Raw genomic sequence first — 22573 nt, 5'->3', positions numbered from 1 at the left:
GTCAAAAGTGAGAAGTCAAACGTCAGAAGTCAAACGTCAGAAGTGAGAAGTGAATAGTGAGAAGTCAAACGTGAGAAGTGAGAAGTGAATAGTGAGAAGTGAATAGTGAGAAGTGAATAGTGAGAAGTGAATAGTGAGAAGTCAGAAGTGAGAAGTGAATAGTGAGAAGTCGTCTCACGAAAATACGTCTCACGAACAACCGTCTCACGAACAACCGTCTCACGAAAATACGTCTCACGAACAACCGTCTCACGAAAATACGTCTCACGAACAACCGTCTCACGAACAACCGTCTCACGAACAACCGTCTTACGCCTGACTAAAATACGTCTGACTTTATAGAGCGATTAAAATGAGCGAGATAATATTAAAAATAGAAAATCTAAGTAAACAATACCGCCTTGGAACGGTAGGCACAGGTACGCTAAGTCACGACTTAAACAGGTGGTGGCATAAAGTGCGTGGAAAAGAAGATCCTTTTTTAAAAATAGGTGATGTAAATAATAGAGCAACCAAAGGAACTTCAGAGTATGTTTGGGCCTTAAAGGATATTAATATTGAAGTAAAAAAAGGAGAAGTTTTAGGTATTATTGGTAAAAACGGAGCAGGTAAATCTACCTTATTAAAAATACTCTCTAAGGTTACAGGCCCCACAACAGGAAGTATAAAATCCAGGGGACGTATTGCTTCTTTATTGGAAGTAGGTACGGGTTTTCATCCAGAACTTACAGGTAGAGAAAACATCTTTTTAAACGGTGCTATTTTAGGAATGACCAAAACCGAAATAAATGCTAAATATGATGAAATAGTTGAGTTTTCCGGATGTGAACGTTATATTGATACACCTGTAAAACGCTATAGCAGTGGTATGAGAGTACGTTTGGCATTTGCTGTCGCTGCTTTTTTAGAGCCTGATATTTTAGTAATTGATGAAGTATTAGCAGTAGGTGATGCAGAATTCCAAAAGAAAGCTATTGGAAAAATGCAGGATATTAGCAAAGGAGAAGGACGTACAGTGTTGTTTGTAAGTCATAATATGGATGCTATATTAAAATTAACAACTAGAGCGATAGTATTAGAAAATGGAAAAGTTGTATTTACAGGATCTACTGATGAAGCTGTTAAAAATTATATTTCTTTAAAGAATTCAATAAAGATTAATAAAAATTGGGATGCTATAAATGAAGCACCAGGTAACCTTTTTGCTAGACTTAAAAAAATAAGTGTATTAAATAATGCGAATATACCAAACTATGATTTTGATGTTTCAGAGGATATTTTTATTTTAATTGACTATTGGGATTTCAATATAGAGAATAAAAACACTGCAATTATTCAAGTTTTTAATGAATATGACGTTTTATTATTTTCATCAAATGAATTTAATTCTCCAATATGGGAAACTATCCATAACGGAAATAAAGCTGTAATAAAAACTAAATGTAAAATACCATCAAATTTTTTAACTGAAGGTAAATATTCTGTTCTTGTGGCAATTGGCAATTACAATCCAAATAGGATTCATATAAAAATTGAAAATGCGCTAACATTTTCGGTTAGAGATAATTTTATAGAAGGAGTTGAGACAGTTAAGAAAAATATTGGAGGAAATTGGCCAGGAATTATTAGACCACTTTTAAAATGGGAAATTACTAAAGAAATATGAAAACAGTTAAAAGCATATTAAAACAAATTTTAGGTATTAAAAATAAAGAAATTAAAAAACAACCTTTTTTTCTTTCTCAAGATAAAAATTTTAAAAAATATTCTGTAGGTGCAGGAACCTATGGAACACCAAAAATTTTAGAATGGAAAGAAGGAACTACTTTAAAAATAGGTAATTATTGTTCAATTGCACCAAATGTCTCAATTCTGTTAGGGGGTGAACATCAAAGTGAATGGATATCATCATATCCTTTTAAAACAATTTCTAGTTTTGATATTTCTATTAATTATAATGAGCATAAATCAAAAGGAGATGTGATTATTAAAAACGATGTATGGATTGGTTATAGTTCAATAATTCTTTCTGGTGTTACAATTGGAAATGGTGCTATTATTGGAGCTGGCAGTGTTGTTACTAAAGATGTTCCTGATTATGCAATAGTAGGAGGAAACCCTGCGAAATTGATTAGATTTAGATTTAACGAAGAGATTATAAAAACTCTTTTAGAAATTGAATGGTGGAAATGGGAAACCAAAAGAATTAATGATAACATAGATATTCTTTGTTCTGGAGATTTTGAACGCCTTAAAAAATAGATTTATAATGAGATATAAATTAAAAAAAATCAATAATACTTATCAATTGGGTAAGCGATATTTGAATGACTTTTTTCATACAGATGCCTATAATAAAAATGTAATTGAAAAAGGCAAAACCCCTTCAAGAACAGATGTAATAAATTATTTAGTAAGTAAATTTAATAGAGAGGTTCATTATCTTGAAATTGGTGTAAGGTATCCAGATCATAATTTTAATAAAATTAATGCTAAATTTAAATATAGTGTTGATCCTGGAGTAGAAAACAAAGCAAATCCTGTAAAATTTAAACTGACTAGTGATGAATTTTTTAGTGAGTTAAAAAGTAATAAAATTTTAATTACAAATAATAAATTTGATATAATTTTTATTGATGGTTTACACCAAGCAAATCAAGTGGAAAGAGATATTCTAAATTCATTAGAATTTTTAAGTGAAGATGGCTTTATTATAGTACATGATTGCAACCCACCTACAGAATCCCATGCTAGAGAAACTTATGAATATGTATTATCCCCATCAGGAGGTAGTTGGAATGGTACAACATGGAAAGCATTCTATAAGTTTAGAAAAAGCACAACTTTTTTTTCTTGTTGTATTGATTCAGATTGGGGAATTGGAATTATTTCTAAGAAAATAAAATTAGGAGAGCCAACAAAAATTAATAATCCTTTTTTTGAGTTTCAAATATTTGATAAGAATAGAGTGAAAAGTTTAAATCTTATTTCATTTGAAAATTTTATGAGAATTTTGGAGATTAATACAAAATCATAAATAAATTTATGTTGAATTTAAAAAGATATACTAAAGAAGTATTAAACAGATTACCTTACATAAAAGGATTATATAAAGAAAGTCAAAATTTTAAAAAACATAGTTGTTATAGACCTGGACATTATTATTCTCCAATTGTTTCAATTGAAGAAATAAAGAAAAGAGAGAATGAAATTTGGAATTGTGAGAGAATAGATAGTATTGATGGAATTAATTTGAGAACAAAAGAACAGATTAAATTGATTTCACATTTTAATAAGTTTTACTCAGATATTCCATTCAAAAAAACAAGAAATAAAGAAACACGATATTTTTTTGAAAATGGATTATATTCATACACTGATGGCATTATCCTTTATTCAATGATTAGATATATTAAACCTAAACAAATTATCGAAGTTGGGTCAGGTTTTTCTTCATCTGTTATGTTAGATACAAATCAGTTTTTCTTTGACAATCAAATCAAACTTACATTTATAGAGCCTTATCCAGAAAGAATATATTCACTATTGAAAGAAGATGATAAAGATTCATCAAATATAATTGTTGATTTTGTTCAAAATATTGACATTGAAGTTTTTAAACAATTGGATAAAGGCGATATACTTTTTATTGATAGTTCCCATGTAGTTAAAACAGGTAGTGATGTTCATTTTATTTTATTTGAAATATTACCTAAATTAAAAGAAGGGGTTTATATACATTTTCATGATATATTTTATCCTTTTGAATATCCTAAAGAATGGGTTTATAAAGGTAGAAATTGGAATGAAAATTATTTTTTAAAAGCATTTTTAATGTATAATAATGATTTTCAAATAGAAATTTTTTCTAACTATTTGCATACTAATTATGAAGAAGCGTTTAAAAATATGCCTCTTTGCTATAATAATAGAGGAGGTAATCTATGGTTAAAAAAAATAATATAATAAAAAAAAAATAATCCCTTTAATATTTGCAATAATAAGGGAATGTAGTATTTTGAAACTTATACTGTGTTAGTTGTTTTTTAAATTAAATACTTATTTTTACCAAAAACCAAAATTGATGCAAACCCCATTAGTTTCAGTTATTATACCAAATTACAATCATGCTTTTTTCTTAAAAGAACGGTTGGATTCTATTTTTAATCAAACCTTCAAAGACTTTGAGGTAATATTATTAGATGATGCTTCAACAGATAATAGTGTAGAAATAATTAAAGATTATTCAAGAGATAAAAGAGTTTCACATATTGTAATTAATAAAAACAATTCTGGATCACCCTTTAAACAATGGAAAAAAGGATTAGATTTAGCGAAAGGTGATTATATTTGGATAGCAGAAAGTGATGACAGTTGTGAGCTTAATTTTTTAGAAACTCATTTAAATTATTTAAAAGAAAATGATATAAGTGTCGCAAAAACTATTGTATTGGAAAATTTTATAAAGAGTGAAAGAATTTTGCGCCATAGTGCTTTTAGAGATCAAAATAGGGTTGTTCTAAGTAGTGAAAATTTCAGTTATAATTGTCCTCTTTTTAATGTTAGTTCAATGGTGTTCAAAAAAAATAAAAATAAGAAAATAGAAGATGCATCCTTTTCTAAATATAGTATAATTGGGGATATGGTTTTTTATTATGAATTTTTTTTAAATAAAAAAATAATATATAATGAAGAGACAATTAACTACTATAGAGAACATGATAAAGGAGTTTCATCAATCAAGACAAAATCCTTGCAATATTATAAGATATACTTTAATGAAAATGTAAATTTTATAAATAAGGTGTTTAAAGAAAATAGTTTGTTTTCTAATACAGTTAGAAAGCAATATATTATAAGAAGGTATAAAAAAATAAAGAACCGAACAACATTTAATGAAAAGCTATCGTATGATTTTTTTGTTATTTTTTTAAGATTAAAAAAACAAATGATTATTAATTTGTAACAATAATTAAAAGTATATTTTTTAATAATCCATATATTTAATATCTTATAATGAAACTACTTTATATATACGATGAATTACCAAAAACATATCAAAAATACATGTTGTTTTTGGTAGATTCATTAAAAAAGAAAATTAATGTAAAAACGTTATCATATTCTAAAGAAGATGCTGATTACTCTATTGAATCTTACGGATTTAAAGATTTTATACTTAGACTATTATATAAGTTGAAGCTTAGTAGATTTTCTTCATTGGATGTTAAAATAATGAGTAAGTTTGATTTAGTACATCTGCAACATAGTTTTCTTTTTGCTAAATTAATTCCTTTATTTAAAGATTATAAAAATAAAACCAAAGTAATTATTACATTACGTGGAGGAGATACTTATGTGAAGCCATGGATAGATAAAAGGTGGCAAGATTTTTATAAAAATTACGGTGATAAAGTGGATGCTTTTATAACAGTTAGTAATCACCAAAAAGAATATTTACAAAGATGGGGAGTTTCAAAGAATAAAATACATGTCATACCAATATCTTTTGGTGTAAAATCTATTGCAGAACCAAAGTATCCCAATAAGGGAATTGTAAAAATTATCTCAGCTTTTAGAATGTGTTGGGAGAAGAATATTGAAGGTAATTTAAGAACGGTTAAAATTTTAAAAGAAAAAGGAATTAATGTTCAATATGATATTTTTGGTAATGGATCAGATTTAGGTCAGGTTTATTATTTAGTAGATAAGTATGGATTAGAAAAGGAAGTTAATTGTTACGGTAAAATTGAAAATACTATTTTTAAACAAAAATTAAAACTTTATGATTTCTATTTACAGTTAAGTCATTCAGAATCTTTTGGAGGTTCAGTAATTGAAGCGCAATCACAAGGAATACCGTGTATTGTTTCAAATAGTGGAGGACTCCCAGAGGCTATTATTCATGGAAAAACTGGATATTGCATTAATACATATAATGTTGATTCAGCTGCAAATTATATAAAAGAGTTATTCCAAGATTCTAAAAAATATCATTTATTCTCAAAAAATGCTATTGAATATGTAAATGAAAATTTCACAACTACTACTGAAGTTGAAAAGTTAGTTGGATTATATAAAAGGTTAATAATTAAAAAAAAATGTCAATAAAAACGAAGGCTACAAAATTGGTGGTATTAGCCACAAATCCTGACATACTATTTTCTAAGAAAAAATATTTGTTTGTGGTGAGTCATATGAGAAGTAGGTCTAGTGTTTTGAGTCATATTTTGGGAAATAATCCTGAAGTTTGTGGATATAAGGAATTACATCTCTCGTATAAGGGGCGAATGTCATTAATTAATATGCAAATAGAATTGGTGAAAGACTTAAAGTGTTCCCTTAAAAATAAATACCTTTTAGACAAAATTCTAAATAATTTTACTATTTCAGATGAGGTACTATTTAAGAAACAACCAAAGATTCTTTTTTTGTTAAGAGAACCTGAAGAAACTATTAAAAGTATCATGAACATGGGATATAAAACAGGTGTTGATTGGTATAAAGATCCATTAAAAGTAACTGAATATTATTGTAAAAGATTGCATAATATGGAGCAATTATCGTATAGATTAGATGACGAGTATTTATTTGTTGAATCCAAATATTTAGTAGAAAACTCAGATGCAACTTTAAAAAAGATTAGCAATTGGTTAAATCTAGAGGTACCATTAAAAAAAACATATGCTACATTTAAGGATACGGGTGTTATAGGTTTTGGTGACCCTTTAGAAAATATCAAGTCAGGTATATTGAAACCAACCAAAAGTTATCCAAATATTAGTGTACCAGAACATTTATTAAGTAAAGCTAATGAATCATATATAAAATGTAAAGCTACTTTAATGAGTAATGAAAATTCTTTATAATTTTTGAAGATTTAACTCTTTGGGTATAAATATTAAAAACGTCAGTTCGAGTATTTTTTGAGGAATGAAATGAGGGAAAAAATGTATCGAGAATAGTTTTTAATGTTAATTTTTCTATTCTCGATACAATTTTCTTCTGAAAATCACTCGAATTGACGAAAAATTCACATAAAAAAAGAATTGCTTCCAATAGGTAGGGTTTAACAAATTTTTAAAAATTATTAATATATATAATTGTTGATTGAAAATAACTATAAAATAATGAAAGGTGTAAGTATAATTATTTGTTGCTATAACAGTGCCAAGCGGTTGCCAGAAACTTTAGCACATTTGGCCAACCAACAAGTTAATGGTTCTTTTAATTGGGAATTGATTATTGTTAACAACAACTCATCAGATAATACAGTTTCATTAGCAAAAGCGATTTGGGATAATTTAGGAACTCCTGCACCTTTAATTGTAGTAGATGAAGTTCAGCCAGGCTTGGCTTTTGCCAGGGTAAAAGGCATAAATCAGGCTATATATGATGTTTTGTTATGGTGTGATGATGATAACTGGTTATGTGATACGTATATGAAAACAGCTTTTGATATTATGGAGCAAAATACACAAATAGGAGCTTTAGGTGGCTGGTGTGAAGCAACTTTTGAAACTGAAAAACCCAAATGGTTTGATAATTATGCCAAATATTTTGCGGTTTCTAAACAAGGTAAACAAAGTGGTGATATAACTTATAATAAAGGTTGTGTTTATGGTGCAGGAATGGTGCTGAGAAAATCACATTATTTTAAATTAAAATCCCTTGGTTTTCAACAATTATTAAAAGGTAGAGTTGGTAAAAGTTTAAGCTCTGGGGAAGATACCGAATATTGTTATGCACTTCGCTTGTTAGGTAAAAAGATGTGGTTTGATGAACGATTGTATTTTAAACATTTTATGACAGATGGGCGGTTAAGTTTAGATTATGTATCGCGGTTACGAAAAGCGATGGCATACTCTAATTTTATACTTTGGCCATATTTAGATATTTTAAATAAAAAACCTAAAACTAAACAAGACTTTTTGAAAGCTGCTTTAAAAGGAATGCCTATTATACCTATAAAAAAGGTGGGAGCTTTGTTAGTAGGTACCTATGAGCAGAAAGAAATAGCAAAACGTTATTTTAGAAACTTAGGTTATCAACTTTTTAATTATGCAATTTATAAACGAAATATAGAATTTTTAAAGTCTTTGAAATTTTAATCTTATTGTAAATTATGATAAGTATATTTAACACAAAACAACACTATTTCTTTTATGCCAGTTAAACAAGTAGCATTTATTGTAACATACTTTCCAACAGTATCAGAAACTTTTATTGTAAATCAGATTAATGGATTGATGGATAGTGGTGGTTACAATGTTTGTTTATATGCTTATAATAAGGTTGAAAGTAAAATTATACATGAAAGTTTAAAGAAATATAATTTACTTCAAAAAGTGAATTATTTTATAAAGCCTCCTGTTTCAAAATTAAGCCGGTTAATAGTGTTTTTTAAGTGGACTCTTAAAAACGTATTTAAATTAAAGTGGCGATTATTTTTTAAAAGTTTAAACGTGTTTAAATATGGTAAAGATGCATATACCTTAAAATTATTTTTTGAAGCGCAATGGTTTTTAGTTCCCTTTGAATTTGAGTTAATTCATGCGCATTTTGGTATGAATGGTAATAGAATTGCCTATTTAAAAGCTTGTGGAATTATTCCTAAACAAGTAAAGTTAATAACTACTTTTCATGGCTATGATTTAATGCCTACTAAGTTAGAGACCTATAAAAAAGAGTATCAATATTTATTTAAAGAAGCTGCGGCATTTACAGTGAACACACCTTATTTAGAAGGGTTGCTTCATAAAGTGAATAGTTGCCATAAGCCATGTTATATACTGCCAGTAGGATTGGATACTAATTTTTTTAGGCAGAAACCCATAAAAAATAATACAGTATATTTTGACTTGGTGTTTTGTGGCAAGTTAATTAGTTTAAAAGGCCCAGACATGGCTATAGCTATTTTGAAAAGTCTTCATGATTTGGGATACACCAATACTCGTCTTCATATGGTAGGTGAAGGTAATTTACGTAATCAATTAAAAAAACAAGTTACGTATAATAATTTACAGAAAAATGTGATTTTTTATGGAGCGCTTTCACAAGAAAATCTAATTAAATGTTTTGAAAAATCAGATGCATTTATTTTACCGGGAAGGTATGATCTGGAAACTGGTCGTGCAGAAACTCAGGGTTTAGTTATTCAAGAGGCACAAGCTATGAGCCTACCCGTTATAGTTTCAGATGTTGGAGGAATGAAATATGGTTTGTTACCAAATGAAAGTGGTTTTGTTATAACTGAAGGTAATATAAAGGAGTTTGTTGAGGCTGTAGAAAAGTTAATATTAAACCCAAAATTAAAGTTTGAAATGGGTGAAGCAGGTCGATTACTGGTTGTAAAAAACTATGATCACAAAATTTTAGTTAAAAAAATAAAAAAAATTTATAATGATGAAATCTAGAATAGCTAATAAATTATTCTTTTTATTTTTCCTGCTATGTTTCTTGAAATTTGGTTAGAATAAATTTTATTATATAGTTTAAGTTTCAATACATTTTGCCTAAGGTTTTTGAAAGTTTTAAATTCTTGATTTAATTTAGTTTCTATTGTATTATATAAAATGGTATCGGCTTGGTTAAAATGATTAATGGCTTCTATAGTTTTTTTATTAATTTGATTTAAAGTTGGTCTTTTTTTAGTTTTATTTCTTATTTCATAATAAGGCATTGACCAATTATATAATGTTTTTAACATTATTAGAGATTCGTCATATTTTTCAGTTAGCCCAACAAATGAAAAATGATTTTCAATATTTTCTAATGCTTTTTCTAACATAAATTCTTCTTTATCATCAATTCCACTAATAGATCTTACTTGAGAATTATTTACATCAGCACTTTTAACTTGTGTTACAAAATCATACAAAGACATATTATTTTTAGTTATTGTATTAAATAATTTATTATTAGGTTTCCTTAAAACATAATAGTAAAAAGAAACAAGTCTTTCTTCTGGTTTTCTAAGAAATGTTAAATAATCTGTGGTCCCTTGTAGATGTTTATGTAAACCAAATGGAGCATGTCCTTTTACTAACCTTATCTTATTTTTCTCTTTTTGATCTAAACTCAAAAAAACATCTAAATTGGTTTTTGGTTGTGTAACTGTTTTGATTGTAAACGTTTCTTGTGGTAAATACATTCGATTTAGAATTGAATGAAAAGTTGTGCCTCCATTTTTTGCTAAGTGTAAAAAAATTAAATTATTATTCATGTGGTATAGTTGTTTTTTGAGAAATTAATTTTTATAGTTAATATTTTTATAGAGCCAGTCGTTAAACCACAAGGAAAATTTTCTAGCTCCTTTATTATTTAAATGATGAAAATCTCTATATTCATTATTTTCTAAAGGGAAATCGACAAAATCAATAAAAGTTATATTTGAAAATTTTTCACTTTTTATTTTATAAAATAATTTATTGTTAGATAAGAAATAAGAGTCTTTATAAAGAGGACTTCTAATAAAATAAATATTAAGGTTTTTAGATTTACAGAGTGAAACAAGCTTTTCTAGATATAATATATTATAAGTTGAAGCTTTATAATAATCCAATTTAGGAATAATATTATTTGTATTTACACTCAATAAAGAATCTAGTTTACTTTCTTTTATGAATAGGTATCCACTAGTTTTTAATTCATAATTATACTGCCCAGTGTGTATTCTTTTAAGTTGCTTTTTAAAGGTTTTTGGTAATGTATTTAGAAATTTTGAAGGGTTTTTAGTTGCTAAAAAAAACCGTTCGTTAGTATTCATTAATGCAGCATAAATTGGATATCTCCAATTTATATATTTGTCATTCCATATTTCAAGATCTCTATTTTTGGTAACATCTATGTTTGAAAATTCAATAAATATGTTTTTAATCTGAGGGTTCTGATTTAAAACTAGTTTTGCTTTTAAATAAGTATAAAAATAAGATTCTCCAGATTGTGCTAAATTTTTAAAATTGGCAATTAGTGAGTCATTAAAAGCTACTTCTGGATGGGAATGTCCAAAAACAACATTTTTAACGTTTTTAGGAAGTTTAAAGGAAGCTTTTTCACCAATATAATTATTAAATAAACTACTTGTCAAGCCTATACTTAAAGCACATAAAAAAATAAACAAACTACTTTTTTTTATAAACTGTTTCATACCTAAAATTGAAAATAAATAAATTCCTGATCGTTTCTACTAAACCAAAATACTAAAATAATAAGCATATAGTAAAAAAGCAGTCGAATTGGTCTTTTCCATGTAAAACCCAAGTTTTCAATAGCATATTTACCTTGTCTGCCTATCCATTCTATACCAATAAATATTAGAATTAGAATAAGTAAATCTGTTGGACGGATTTGTGGAATAGTAAATATTGACCAGTTTATAATTCCAATTATATAGTTAAAAGCATCTGTAATGCTTTCAGATCTAAAAAATATCCAAGCAAAAGTTGTTAAAATAAATGTGATGAGTATACGTAAGAGTTCATTTATTGAAGGCCAGTTTTTATTAGTGGCAACAATTTCTATATGGGTACGATTTTTATTGCTTAATAATAAAGGTAAAAAATACAAAGCGTTTAATGCTCCCCAAATAATAAATGTCCAGTTAGCACCATGCCAAAAACCACTCACTAAAAAAATAATAAACACATTTCTTATTTGCTGTTTTTTTGCCCCCCTAGAACCACCTAATGGAATGTATAAATAGTCTCTAAACCAAGTAGATAGTGAAATATGCCAACGTCTCCAAAATTCAGCAATATCTCTTGAAAAATACGGAAAGGCAAAGTTCTGTTTAAGTTTAAATCCAAATAACCTACCTGTGCCAATAGCAATATCAGAATATCCTGAAAAATCTCCATAAATTTGAATTGCAAAAAATACAGCTCCTAAAAATAACGTACTCCCTGAATAGTCCTCATGGTTTTCAAATATGGTATTTACATAATACGCACAGTTGTCTGCAATTACAACCTTTTTAAATAATCCCCATAAAATTTGGCGTAAACCATCAACTGCTTTACTATAATTAAATACTCTATTTTTATAAAACTGAGGAAGGAGGTTGGTAGCTCTTTCAATAGGACCGGCAACCAATTGTGGGAAAAAACTTACAAAGGCAGCAAAAGCTATAATATCGTTTGTAGGTTTCATTTTTTTTCGATAAACATCAATACTATAACTTAAAGTTTGAAAAGTATAAAAGCTAATACCAACAGGTAAAATAATGTTTAATGAACGAAGTGAAATTGGTGATCCTAACCAAGAAAAAGCCTCAATAAAGTTTTCTAAAAAGAAATTGTAATATTTAAAAAAACCTAAAAATCCTAAATTTACAATAATGCTTAGCCAAAGTAGAAATTTACGTTTGTTAGGATTGTTTTCGTTGGCTAATAGCTTCCCTATAAAATAATCTATTAAAGTACTGATTACTATTAAGAATAAAAATCTCCAGTCCCACCAACCATAAAATACATAACTGGCAATAATCAAAAAAATGTTCTGTTGTTTAAGATTTTTTTTGAAGACAAACCAATAGAACAAAAATACAATAGGGAGAAAAATAGCAAAATCAATGGAATTAAATAACATTTATAGAATTAAAAATATTGATTGTTAGTTTAGATACACTAAAAATTAAATGAAAAATTAGTTGTTTGTGCAAGTTTATAAAAAAAATCTTTTAAAATTGAAAATAAACAAAAAATCGTTCAATTTATAAGTCATCAATTGGTTTTGTTTTTAGTATATTGCAATAATAAAACTGCATAGGTAGAGGCTGTTAAACAATCATAAAATGAAATCCTCGAATTAAAGTCGAATCATAAAATTACAAATTGAATTCCAAAATGAAAATTAGTATTGTTACCCCACATTTTAATGATTTTGAGGGTATAAAACAAACATATAATTGTTTAAAAAATCAAGATTCAGATCAGTGGGAATGGGTTATAGTTGATGATTTTTCAGATGGAAATGTAAAATTACTACTTAAAGAATATATTGAAAATCTTGCCAGTGATAACGTGAAGTTAATTTTTAACGATACAAAAACAAACGGTTCGGTATGCCGAAATATTGGAGTTGATTACGCTTCAAATGAACACCTTGTTTTTTTAGATTCAGATGATATTATTTCAGAAGATTTTGTGAGTAATAGGGCAGTTGAAGTGGAAGATTTTGTAGTCTTTAAAAATTCAAATGTTTTAGATGAACATGGAAATAACAAACCCGCTTCAAATGTATCCTCCAATTTTTTAGATCATTTTTTACAAGCAAAATTTATTTGGCCTATAACAGCAATTTTATGGAATAAAGAATTTTTAATTAAGATTGGAAAATTCAATCCTGACTTAAAACGTTTACAAGATATAGAATTATCAATTAGAGCACTTTTATTGGGAACCAATTATAGAGTAATTGATAATAAAGTAGATTTCTTTTATTGTGTAGCACCCATTGATATAAAAAAAAGACCTGTTAAATTAATATGTGATTCTGTAAATTATTTAATTACAAATATTTACAATAATTATAAGTTAAATAAACAGCAACAAAGCTTATTAAAAGGATATTATTTTGTTTGTGTTAGATATTTGTATAAATCAAAATTAAAAGAAGATATCAAGTATGTAAAAAATAGTTTACAACTGTTTTATTCAAAAAAATACATAACCTTTTTTGGTTATACAGCAGGTTTATTATTTCTAAAATTATTAAAATACAATATTATTTCAAACGATTTATTTATTAGGTTAAATAGGAAATTTTTTAAATAATAATAATCGAGGTGAATTAAGCCGTTGTGCATTTTGACTATTTAGTTGAATGCACCGTCCGTTCGAGTGATTTTTGATAAAAAATTGTATCGAGAACATTTGTATTTTTAAAAAAATATTTTCGATACTAATTTTAAGCCTAAAAAGGCCGAAATTAACTCGAATTGAAATATACAACGGGTGTAAATTACTTAAAATTAAACACATAATGAATACAATTAAAACTCCAATAATTCCAATTAAAAAAACTTTTGCTAAGGTTGAAGGTAGCCACGAATTAAACTTAGAGGCTATCTGTGTTTTTTCAGCCATTGGTTTTTTTTTGGATACTGATACTTATTGGAGGGATGAAATAACACTTGCACCAGGAACAAAGTATGTTTTGGATAAAGATTCTTATTTACTTGAATCTAAAAAATGGTTTCAATGGCACTATTCACCAAGAGCAATTAGTTTTGAGGACGCTCTAAGAGAATTTACAAAATTGTTAGAAACAATTATTGAAGAACAAACGGTTGGTAAAAAAGTGATTTTACCTTTATCCGGAGGATTGGATAGTAGAACGCAAGCTGTGGCTTTAAGAGAGCATCCACAGGTAAAATCATATAGTTATGCATTTGAAGGTGGGTATGCTGAGGATAAAATAGGAAAAAAAATAGCAGAAAAATGTGATTTTCCATTTCAATCATTTTCTGTTAAAAAAGGCTATTTATGGAGTTGCATTGAAGAATTAGCAGTAATTAATACTTGTTATTCAGAGTTTACACATCCGCGTCAAATGGCATTTATAGATGAATTTAAAGATTTGGGTAACATCTTTTCTTTAGGACATATGGGAGATTTAATGTTTGATTCCTTTGGATTAGATCAGCTATCTTTTGATGAAGAGGTGCAAGTGATCATTAAAATGTTACTAAAAAAAGGCGGATTAGAATTGGCAACTTCATTATGGAATTCCTGGGGTTTAGAAGGTATATTTGAAAATTATTTTGAATCTCGAATAAGAGATTTGTTAAAGGGTTTTAAAATTGAAAATACAAATGCAAAATTACGTGCATTTAAAACCCAATATTCAGTTGTAAGCTGGTCTTCAAATAATTTAGCAGTTTTTGAAAAAGTGTTGCCTATTACATTGCCTTATTATGACAATAGAATGTGTGAATTTATTTGTACAATTCCTGAGGAGTACCTTGCAAACCGACAATTACAAATAGCTTATATTCAACAAAAAGCACCAGATTTGGCAAAAATTACATGGCAAGGAAATAAACCTTTTAATTTAACTAATTTTCATTTAAATAAGGTTCCTTATAATTTACCTTATAGAGTAACTAATAAACTTAAAAGAGAATTGAATAGTTTATTAGGAAAACCATTTGTATCAAGAAATTGGGAATTGCAATTTGTTGGTAAAGAAAATGACAAGCAGTTAAGGAAATGGTTATTTGAATCAGATTTAAAAGAACTTGTTCCAAACGTTCTCATTCAACAATTTTATGATAATTTTAAAGAAAAGAATGCTGTAAAATACTCTCATCCTGTGAGTATGTTGTTAACATTGGCATTGTTTCAAAAGAAGTTTAATAAATAAAATTCCCCTCTTGAGAGGGGCAGGGGTGTGTAAATTATGGATTACTTTGATAAAAATAAAGTTCATTTCTTTCTATTAAAAATAAACAGAATTGCTAATAAAATAAGAAATAATTCCACAAAGCCTGAAATTATACGCTGACCGATACTAGATGATATTTATAAGTTTGAAAAACACACCCCTAACCCCTCTCAAGAGGGGAATTTAGGGTTTTACAAAACCTATTCTAAAAGTTTTGCCATCATATTTTTTTGGATTGAAGATAATCTTTGAAAACAATTTAAGTTTACATTTTACAAATTTTAAAATAATCTTATATTTATGCCCATAGATATGACCCAAAAGAAAATTAAAATAGTATATACAATTCCTAATTTTGATACAGCTGGAAGTGGAAAAGTAGTGTATGATTTGGTGAAAAATTTAGATCGCACAATTTTTGAACCTGAGATTTGCTGTTTCCACGAGAGAGGTGCTTTTATGGACGAAATTAAAAAGTTAAATGTTAAAGTGCATTTAGTTCCTTTTGCTATAAATTACAGACCTTTTTTTACATTTCCATTTCGACTTCTAAAAATAATTCGTTTTTTTAAGAAGCAGCAATTTGATATCATTCATTCCTGGCATTGGAGTTCAGATTTTTCTGAAGGGCTGGCTGCAAAAATAGCCGGTATTCCTTGGATATTCACTAAAAAATCTATGGGTTGGGGAAACAAGGCTTGGAAGTGGAGGAGTTCTTTAAGTTCAAAGATAATTACCATTAATTCGGATATGAAGTCCTTCTTTTCAAAAGAAATATTAGAAAAGGTTGAAGAGATTCCTTTGGGAGTTGATACCGATTATTACTCGCCTCAATTTAAAAATAGTGATGAATTTTTGGAAGAATTTACCGGTAACAAAAATGATTTTGTAATTGTATCAGTTGTAAATTTAATCCCAGTAAAAGGAATTGAAGTATTAATAAATGCGTTTATTGAATTAAACAATCCAAATATTAAGCTTTACATAGTAGGAAATGACCAGGGAGCGTATGCAGAAAGCTTGAAAAAAATGGCAAATAAAACTTCAACTATTTATTTTTTAGGAAAAAAAACAGACGTTAGGCCTTACCATTCAATTGCCGATTTATTTGTGATTCCAACGTTAGCTTTAGGGGAAGGATTACCAGTAGCACCATTAGAAGCAATGGCTTCAGGAAAAATTGTGATTGGTTCAAATGTATGTGGAGTTAAGGATATTCTAAAACCTTTTCCGAAGTGCTTATTTGAACCAAATAATGTTGATTGTTTAAAAACAAGTATTTCAACTATTATGAATATGAACTATGAAGAACGTGCCCAATTAGCTCAAGAAATGAGAATACGTGTTGAAAATGAATATTCAATGGAACAATTTATTAAAATGCATACGGAACTTTATAAGAATATCATACGAAGAAAATAGCGGTTTCACTTTTTAAAATACTATTTTTATAAAAAAACTAACATATTGAAAAACCCTATTAAAATAGCAATTTATTCAGGTGTAGTTCCAAGCACAACTTTTATAGAACGATTGATTGATGGTTTGGCAAAAAAGGATCATAAAATTTACCTTTTTGGTGTTCAAAATAAAAAAATAGCTTCAAGAAAAAATATCCATATTATTAGTTATGTAAATAAAATAAGCAAATTTTTACTTTTAATTAAATACAGTTTTTTATTGAGCCTTTATAAAACTAACGAAAAAAAAAGGTTAGATAACATTATATTCAATACCAAAAAAAACTCTAGATTGCTAAAAGTAAAGTACTATCCTGTTTTATATCATTGCCCGGATATTTTTCATCTTCAATGGGGAAAAGGTGTAGAAGATTGGATATGGGTTCAAGAGTTTGGAATGAAGTTAATTTTAAGTCTTAGAGGGGCACATATTAATTATTCACCAATAGCAGATAGCAGGTTAGCTAATAAATATGTTAATTTATTTCCAAAGTTAGATGGATTTCATGCAGTGTCTAAATCCATTGCAAGTGAAGCTATGAAATATAATGCAGCATTGCAAAAAACTAAAGTAGTTTATAGTGGATTAGATTTAGAACAAATGTCTTTTCAATTAAAGGAAATTGATAAAAAATGTGGTTTAAAAATTATCTCAATTGGTCGAGAACATTGGAAAAAAGGATACTCCTATGCTTTAAACAGTATGAAAATCTTAAAAGAAATGAAAATAGATTTTCATTATACGATAGTTGGGGTTGAAAATAATGAAGAGTTACTATACAAACGCTCCCAATTTGGATTAGAAAATGAAGTTACATTTATAGGGAAAATGCCTTTTGAAGAGGTATTAAAAAATATAAAATCAGCAGATGTTTTAGTATTATCAAGTGTTGAAGAAGGAATTGCCAATGTGGTACTTGAAGCTATGGCTTTGGGAACCTTGGTTGTATCAACGGATTGTGGGGGGATGAATGAAGTAATAATAAATAATGAGAATGGTTATTTAATTCCAATTAGAGATCCTGAATCTATGGCGAGTACATTGTTTAAAGTTTCAGATTTATCTTTAAAAAACTATCAGAATATAACTTGTGCTGCCAGAAAAACTATTGAAAAACAGCATAGTCATGAAAAAATGATACATGAAATGAATGAGCTATACTTAAAAGTTTTAAAAAATTAGGTTATGAAAATAGGATTAGTGTTGCCTAAAGTTCCTGCCTATTCAGAAACTTTTTTTTTAAATAAAATTAAAGGTTTACAAAAAAATGGACATACCGTAATCGTTTTTGCAAATAGCACTGAAAAAAGCAACTATATAGCCTCAAAAGTTAAAATAGCTCCAACACTCTCAGGCAATATAATACGTGTAGCATTTGTCAGTTTTTTTAACTTGATGTATTCTTTTTTGTTTCATTTTAAAGTAAGTATTCGTTTATATAAGTTGGAACGACAAGATGGTTTAAGTTTTTCACAAAGTATTAAAAATATTATAGCCAATGCTCATATATTATCAGAATCATTGGATTGGCTGCATTTTGGCTTTGGAACCATGGTATTTAACAGAGAGCATGTTGCACAGGCAATTGGAGCAAAAATGGCAGTTAGTTTTAGGGGTTTTGATATTGGTATCTATCCTTTAAAAAATCCAAATTGCTATTTAAAGCTATGGGGAAAAGTGGATAAAATTCATGTAATCTCAAATGATATTAAGGAATTGGTTTTAAAAAATGGTTTTAAAGGAAAAGCTGAGATTATTAAAATAACGCCGGCAATAGATACCTCATTCTTTAAAAACAATGAACAATCATTTACGTCGTTAAAAAATAATTTTATTACAATTGCCAGGTTGCACTGGAAAAAAGGTTTAGTTGATACTTTGGAAGCATTATCTTTATTAAAAAAAGAAGGTGTTTCTTTTCATTATACAATAATTGGTGAAGGCGATGCGTATGAAAGATTAAAATTTGCAGTACATCAATTGGATATAATTAATGAAGTTACCTTTACGGGTAAAATTTCACCTGAATTGGTTAAAGATAAATTGAATAATGCAGATTTATACCTTCAATACAGTATACAGGAAGGATTTTGTAATGCGGTATTAGAAGCTCAAGCAATGGGTTTATTATGTGTGGTATCAGATGCAGAAGGATTATCAGAAAATGTGCTCGATGGTGAAACAGGTTGGGTGGTTTCATCGAGTAATCCAAAATACCTAGCCAATAAAATAAAAGAAGTGATTAATTTAAATGAAATTGAAAAAAATAGAATAATTATAAGAGCTAAGGAAAGAATTAAAAGGGAGTTTAATTTACAAAAACAACAACAAGAATTTGTGGATTTTTATAAAATAAAAGATTAAAAATGAAAAAAATTTTAGTAACAGGAGGTGCAGGTTTTTTAGGTTCACATTTGTGTGAACGCTTATTAAAGCAAGGGAATGAAGTAATATGTGTGGATAATTTTTATACAGGAGGGAAATCCAATATTTTACATTTATTAAGCAATCCTTATTTTGAGTTGATACGTCATGATGTTACATTTCCATTATATATTGAAGTAGATGAAATTTATAATTTAGCCTGTCCTGCAAGCCCCGTTCATTATCAGAACGACCCTGTTCAAACCACGAAAACGAGTGTACATGGTGCTATTAACATGTTGGGTTTGGCAAAGCGATTAAAAATAAAAATTTTACAGGCATCTACAAGTGAAGTTTATGGTGATCCTGTGGTACATCCTCAAAAGGAAGATTATTGGGGTAATGTAAATCCTATTGGACCAAGAGCCTGTTACGATGAGGGTAAAAGAGCTGCGGAAACATTGTTTTTTGATTATTACAGACAACATCAACTAGAAATTAAGGTGATGCGCATTTTTAATACCTATGGGCCTAATATGCACCCAAATGATGGCAGGGTGGTGAGTAATTTTATAGTACAAGCCTTAAATAATACAGACATAACTATTTATGGAAATGGTGAGCAAACCCGGAGTTTTTGCTATGTAGATGATTTAATTGATGGAATGATTGCCTTTATGAATTCACCAAAGGAAATTACAGGACCTATGAATATGGGTAACCCAACAGAATTTACCATTTTAGAATTGGCAAAAGCAGTTATTAAATTAACTAATAGTCAATCTAAAATACGCTTTGAGCCCTTACCTCAAGACGATCCTATGCAGCGTAAACCAGATATTAGCTTTGCTAAAAAAACTTTAAACTGGAATCCAACTATTCAGTTAGAAGAAGGCTTGTTAAAAACAATACACTATTTTAAATCAATTTAAGTGATTCGTATTTTTTACCCTAAAAATCATTATAATAAAAAACACAGGGGTGAATTATTTCCCTTGTTAAAAGCATTTGTTAAAGGAAGTTTGTTTGCAGATATTGATAGAATAGCTATGTATGGGGTTTCTGAAAACGAGTATCAGTTTGTGAATACTATTGCAGAATGTGATCTTGCAATTTTAACGATGTCTTGGAATTATTACCAACGTTCAAAGCAACTTTTATTAGCCGAAAATTTTATAAAGGAGGTCGAAAAATTCAATAAAAAAGTGTTTACGCATACCACTGGTGATTTTGGAGTTGCCATTCCATATTATAAAAATTGCATTGTTGTACGTCCAAATGGATATGTTTCTAAATTACCAGAAAACCATGTTGGAATTCCCATTTTTATAGGAGATCCTTTAAAAAACAATAAATTTGAAAGTAAGCCGCTATTTGAAGAAAGTATTAATATGCCTTTAATTGGTTTTTGTGGACAAACAAATGCATCTTTATTGAATGCTTTTAAAGAAATAGGACGTGTATTTTATCGGAATTTAAAATACTATTTAAAGTTATCGATTCACAGTCCTCAAAAAATTATGTCATCTTCTTATTTAAGAGGACAAACCTTAAAAATCATTAAAAAAAGTAACTTATTAAGCACTAATTTTATTGAACGAAAAAAATACAGGGCAGGAGTAAAAACTTCAGAAGAAAGAACCAAAACCACCAATGAATTTTATAATAATATTTACAACACAATGTACACTGTTTGTGTGCGTGGTGGTGGAAATTTTTCTGTGCGATTGTATGAAACTCTGGCAATGGGACGTATTCCAATATTAATTAACACTGAGGGTTTTATGCCATTAGCTGATACAATAAATTGGAAAAATCATGTAGTTTGGGTTGAAGAAAACGAATTAAATACATTACCAGATAAAGTTTTAGAATTTCATTCGAATCGTTCATTTAAGGAAAAGGAACAGCTTATGGAGCAAAACAGGTTACTTTGGGAAACGCATTTATGTTTTGGTGGGTATTTTAAAATTTTGTTTGAAAATATAGAGTTATAGTGAAGATTCAAGTACGTCACTTCGAGTGATTTTCAGAAGTGAAACGGAGGGAAATAGTATCGAGAAGAAAGTCAATAATTAAAAACAAAATTATTAACTTTCAAAAATGAAAAAGAGTTTTGTGTATATATTAAAATGTTCAGATAACACCTATTATACTGGAGTTACAAGTAATTTAGAGAAAAGACTATTTCAACATTCATCAGGTTTTTATAAAAATTGTTATACTTATAAAAAGAGACCAGTCACAATGGTTTTCTACGCAGAATTTACAGATATAAATTTAGCAATTGAAAAAGAGAAACAATTAAATAAATGGTCAAGAGTTAAAAAAGAGGCTTTAATTAATGGTGGTTATGATGATTTGGTCAATTTGGCTAAGAAGAAATTTGAGTAGGAGGTTCTCGATACAATTTTAAAAAGAACTAGGGTTCTTTTTAAAACCACTCGAACTGACGAAGATTCAAGTACGTCACTTCGAGTGGTATTTTGTAATGCAATGGAGAAATAGTGTATCGAGAAGTATTACGTGCGGGTTCTCGGTACAACCTCGCGCACTCGGTCACTCGAACTGACGAAGATTTAAGTACGTCACTTCGAGTGATTTTCAGAAGTGAAACGGAGGGAAATAGTATCGAGAAGTAGTTGTAAATCAAATTTTGTTTATGGTTCTCGATACAATTTTAAAAAAAACTAAGGTTCTTGTTAAAACCACTCGAACTGACGAAAATTCAAGTACGTCACTGTGAGTGGTGTTTTGTAATACAATGGAGAAATAGTGTATTTAGAAGTATTACGTGCGGGTTCTCGATACAACCTCGCGCACTCGGTCACTCGAACTGACGAAGATTCAAGTACGTCACTTCGAGTGATTTTCAGAAGTGTAACGTATGGAAATAGTATCGAGAAGAAAGTCGATAATTAAAAACAAAATTATTAACTTTCAAAAATGAAAAAGAGTTTTGTGTATATATTAAAATGTTCAGATAACACCTATTATACTGGAGTTACAAGTAATTTAGAAAAAAGACTATTTCAACATTCATCAGGTTTTTATAAAAATTGTTATACCAATAAAAGAAGGCCTGTAACAATGGTTTTCTATGCAGAATTTACAGATATAAATTTAGCAATTGAAAAAGAGAAACAATTAAAAAAATGGTCAAGAGTTAAAAAAGAGGCTTTAATTAATGGTTGTTATGATGATTTGGTCAATTTGGCTAAGAAGAAATTTGAGTAGGAGGTTCTCGATACAATTTTAAAAAGAACCTTAGTTCTTGTTAAAACCACTCGAACTGACGAAAATTATCCTAAAAAACTAATTAAACTTAATGGTTCTTTTATATTTGCCTAAAATATATTAT

At 28.3% G+C, this 22573-nt stretch carries 21 protein-coding genes; 18 read left to right on the top strand and 3 right to left on the bottom strand.

Annotated elements, in window-relative coordinates; translation table 11 throughout:
- Positions 1-352: 352 nt before the first annotated feature.
- From BX611_RS07555 to BX611_RS07515, 9 genes are all read left to right on the top strand, one after another.
- Positions 353-1666 carry an ABC transporter ATP-binding protein gene (locus BX611_RS07555; protein WP_115879778.1) on the top strand — a complete coding sequence of 438 codons (1314 nt, stop codon included), beginning with the start codon at positions 353-355 and terminating at the stop codon, positions 1664-1666.
- A complete protein-coding gene (locus BX611_RS15255) occupies positions 1663-2262 on the top strand; it encodes a CatB-related O-acetyltransferase (protein WP_115879776.1) in 600 nt (199 codons plus the stop codon). The genes BX611_RS07555 and BX611_RS15255 overlap by 4 nt, the downstream gene beginning before the upstream one ends.
- A 7-nt stretch (positions 2263-2269) precedes the next feature.
- Positions 2270-3037, top strand: a complete 768-nt coding sequence (locus BX611_RS07545; RefSeq protein ID WP_115879774.1) for a class I SAM-dependent methyltransferase — start codon at positions 2270-2272, stop codon at positions 3035-3037.
- 8 nt (positions 3038-3045) lie between these two features.
- Positions 3046-3966 (top strand): class I SAM-dependent methyltransferase, encoded by a 921-nt coding sequence (locus BX611_RS07540; RefSeq protein ID WP_115879772.1) that lies wholly within the window; start codon positions 3046-3048, stop codon positions 3964-3966.
- Between the two features lie 118 nt (positions 3967-4084).
- Entirely contained in the window at positions 4085-4966 is an 882-nt protein-coding gene (locus BX611_RS07535) for a glycosyltransferase family 2 protein (RefSeq protein ID WP_115880488.1), read from the top strand.
- Positions 4967-5016: 50 nt separating this feature from the next.
- On the top strand, positions 5017-6111 hold the full coding sequence (locus tag BX611_RS07530) for a glycosyltransferase family 4 protein (RefSeq protein WP_115879770.1): 1095 nt from the start codon (positions 5017-5019) through the stop codon (positions 6109-6111).
- The gene (locus BX611_RS07525; protein ID WP_115879768.1) at positions 6102-6869 is read left to right on the top strand and encodes a sulfotransferase family protein; all 768 of its coding nucleotides are present in this window, start codon (positions 6102-6104) and stop codon (positions 6867-6869) included. Before BX611_RS07530 ends, BX611_RS07525 begins: the two co-directional genes overlap by 10 nt.
- Positions 6870-7130: 261 nt before the next feature.
- Complete coding sequence (locus tag BX611_RS07520) at positions 7131-8111, top strand: glycosyltransferase (RefSeq protein ID WP_115879766.1); 981 nt, start codon at positions 7131-7133, stop codon at positions 8109-8111.
- A 54-nt stretch (positions 8112-8165) separates the two neighbouring features.
- Positions 8166-9416: a glycosyltransferase gene (locus tag BX611_RS07515; protein WP_115879764.1), complete on the top strand. Its 1251-nt coding sequence runs from the start codon at positions 8166-8168 to the stop codon at positions 9414-9416.
- 5 nt (positions 9417-9421) lie between these two features.
- Here the strand turns inward: BX611_RS07515 and BX611_RS07510 are convergent, their stop codons facing one another.
- Genes BX611_RS07510 through BX611_RS07500 form a run of 3 tightly spaced genes read right to left on the bottom strand, consistent with a single transcriptional unit; the run spans position 9422 to position 12588 of the window.
- On the bottom strand, positions 9422-10225 hold the full coding sequence (locus BX611_RS07510; protein WP_115879762.1) for a sulfotransferase family 2 domain-containing protein: 804 nt from the start codon (positions 10223-10225) through the stop codon (positions 9422-9424).
- 24 nt (positions 10226-10249) lie between these two features.
- Positions 10250-11149 (bottom strand): hypothetical protein, encoded by a 900-nt coding sequence (locus BX611_RS07505; protein ID WP_115879760.1) that lies wholly within the window; start codon positions 11147-11149, stop codon positions 10250-10252.
- Positions 11150-11151: 2 nt separating this feature from the next.
- A complete protein-coding gene (locus tag BX611_RS07500; protein WP_115879758.1) occupies positions 11152-12588 on the bottom strand; it encodes an MBOAT family O-acyltransferase in 1437 nt (478 codons plus the stop codon).
- Between the two features lie 257 nt (positions 12589-12845).
- Between BX611_RS07500 and BX611_RS07495 the strand changes: the two genes are divergently transcribed.
- The 9 genes from BX611_RS07495 (at position 12846) to BX611_RS07455 (ending at position 22449) form a co-directional block, all read left to right on the top strand.
- Positions 12846-13775: a glycosyltransferase family 2 protein gene (locus tag BX611_RS07495; protein WP_115879756.1), complete on the top strand. Its 930-nt coding sequence runs from the start codon at positions 12846-12848 to the stop codon at positions 13773-13775.
- Positions 13776-13983: 208 nt separating this feature from the next.
- The gene (locus BX611_RS07490; RefSeq protein WP_115879754.1) at positions 13984-15366 is read left to right on the top strand and encodes an asparagine synthetase B family protein; all 1383 of its coding nucleotides are present in this window, start codon (positions 13984-13986) and stop codon (positions 15364-15366) included.
- A gap of 321 nt (positions 15367-15687) precedes the next feature.
- Positions 15688-16809 (top strand): glycosyltransferase, encoded by a 1122-nt coding sequence (locus tag BX611_RS07485; RefSeq protein WP_244923635.1) that lies wholly within the window; start codon positions 15688-15690, stop codon positions 16807-16809.
- Positions 16810-16854: 45 nt separating this feature from the next.
- On the top strand, positions 16855-18030 hold the full coding sequence (locus tag BX611_RS07480) for a glycosyltransferase family 4 protein (RefSeq protein WP_115879750.1): 1176 nt from the start codon (positions 16855-16857) through the stop codon (positions 18028-18030).
- A 3-nt stretch (positions 18031-18033) separates the two neighbouring features.
- Positions 18034-19212 carry a glycosyltransferase family 4 protein gene (locus BX611_RS07475; protein ID WP_115879748.1) on the top strand — a complete coding sequence of 393 codons (1179 nt, stop codon included), beginning with the start codon at positions 18034-18036 and terminating at the stop codon, positions 19210-19212.
- Between the two features lie 2 nt (positions 19213-19214).
- A complete protein-coding gene (locus BX611_RS07470) occupies positions 19215-20144 on the top strand; it encodes a UDP-glucuronic acid decarboxylase family protein (RefSeq protein WP_115879746.1) in 930 nt (309 codons plus the stop codon).
- Positions 20145-21209, top strand: coding sequence for a hypothetical protein (locus BX611_RS07465; RefSeq protein WP_115879744.1), 1065 nt, complete (start codon positions 20145-20147; stop codon positions 21207-21209).
- Positions 21210-21315: 106 nt separating this feature from the next.
- Positions 21316-21606, top strand: a complete 291-nt coding sequence (locus tag BX611_RS07460) for a GIY-YIG nuclease family protein (RefSeq protein ID WP_115879742.1) — start codon at positions 21316-21318, stop codon at positions 21604-21606.
- 552 nt (positions 21607-22158) lie between these two features.
- Complete coding sequence (locus tag BX611_RS07455; RefSeq protein ID WP_115879740.1) at positions 22159-22449, top strand: GIY-YIG nuclease family protein; 291 nt, start codon at positions 22159-22161, stop codon at positions 22447-22449.
- Positions 22450-22573 lie beyond the last annotated feature (124 nt).

Origin of the sequence: Lutibacter oceani (assembly GCF_003384935.1) — a bacterium.
GTDB classification, from domain to species: Bacteria; Bacteroidota; Bacteroidia; order Flavobacteriales; family Flavobacteriaceae; genus Lutibacter; species Lutibacter oceani.
Note: the sequence above shows the minus strand (reverse complement) of the source record. Positions and strands in the feature narration are given on the sequence as shown.